Here is a 1,335-nt window from a genome sequence, read left to right on the forward strand (position 1 = left end):
AGATTTATCTCAGTGCATGTACAGTATGCACCATTCTGGGGCTGTCTGCCCAGGAAGTTCTTTGGCAGAAAGATATCAAATCCTCTACCCAGGATTTTCTAAGCCAGGTAACGACAACCATTGATCAACAGTATCTTATTACAGGAAGCTCTATACAGTCAGGAAGCTGGAAGATGGAGGCTGGAAGTAGACAAAACAACGGTTACGATTTCCACTTGATTAAACTAAACCAGCAGGGAGAAGAAGCCTGGGAAAAATATTTCTCAGGAAATAACCATGATTATTTATCTGCAACCGTAACCACTCAGGACGGAGGGTTTCTATTGGCAGGAACCTCTTATTCAGGAAAGGGACTGGACAAAAAAGAGGAATCCAAAGGCGGATCAGACATCTGGCTCATCAGGATTAATGAATTCGGGGATGAATTATGGCAGAAAACCTTGGGAACCTCATCTGATGAAGAAGCCAAAGCTGTTATTCAAAGTACAGACCTGGGCTTTTTTGTGGCCGGAAATGTACAGAACTCATCCAAAGGTTATGGTTCCAAAGATGTATGGATTACAAGATTGGATAAAGATGGCAAGGAACTTTCTCAATTGATCTTAGGCGGAAAAGGGTTGGATGAAGTAGAGAAAATGATCCCTACCCGTGATGGTGGAGCTTTACTGGGAATTTACTCAAGGAGCTCCGAGGTTCGTGGTTCAGGATCCGGGGTTCGTAATCCTGAAGGAAAATCTTCGGCTGCAAGTACTGCTACCCATAACCTTCTATCTGCTGCCTCAAAACAAAGCAGCAATTTCGGAGAAGGCGATTACTGGATCGTTAAGCTCGACAAAAACGGAAAAGTAGAATGGGAAAAGAACTTTGGTGGTAAAGGAGATGATCATATCAGAACATTGGCATTAACGGCAAATGGTTATATCATTGGTGGTGAATCCAGATCCGAAAGATCAGGAAACAAAACAGTGGGCATTGAAGAAGGAACAGATCTATGGTTGATTTCTCTTAACGAAAGAGGTGATGAACAATGGCAAAAATCCTGCAACTTTAAAAACAGAGATATTTTGATGGGAATGAGTGTGATTCATTCTTCGGACGATAAATCTTCTAAAGGAATTCTGTTAGGCGGTTACACACAGGCAGAAGGAAGAATAGAAAAAGAAGATGAGACCTTCTGGATATTGTACTTGGATGGAAATGGAAATGAACAATGGAGAAAGCATGTAGCTGGAGAATCCAGGCAGAAACAAGAAAGGCTTTCAGACTTGAAATTAAACAGAGACGGTTCTATTGTTTTAGCAGGAACGAGTGCGAAAGAATTGGGGAAAGAAAACT

Annotated in this window: 1 protein-coding gene; it reads left to right on the forward strand. The window is 41.7% G+C overall.

Features of this window, described 5'->3' with window-relative positions; translation table 11 throughout:
• Window positions 1–2 precede the first annotated feature (2 nt).
• On the forward strand, window positions 3–1,335 hold a 1,333-nt coding region (locus tag BBH99_RS11745), incomplete at its 3' end, for a secretion protein (RefSeq protein WP_066695737.1).

The sequence above is a fragment of the Chryseobacterium contaminans genome (assembly GCF_001684955.1).
GTDB lineage: Bacteria > Bacteroidota > Bacteroidia > Flavobacteriales > Weeksellaceae > Chryseobacterium > Chryseobacterium contaminans.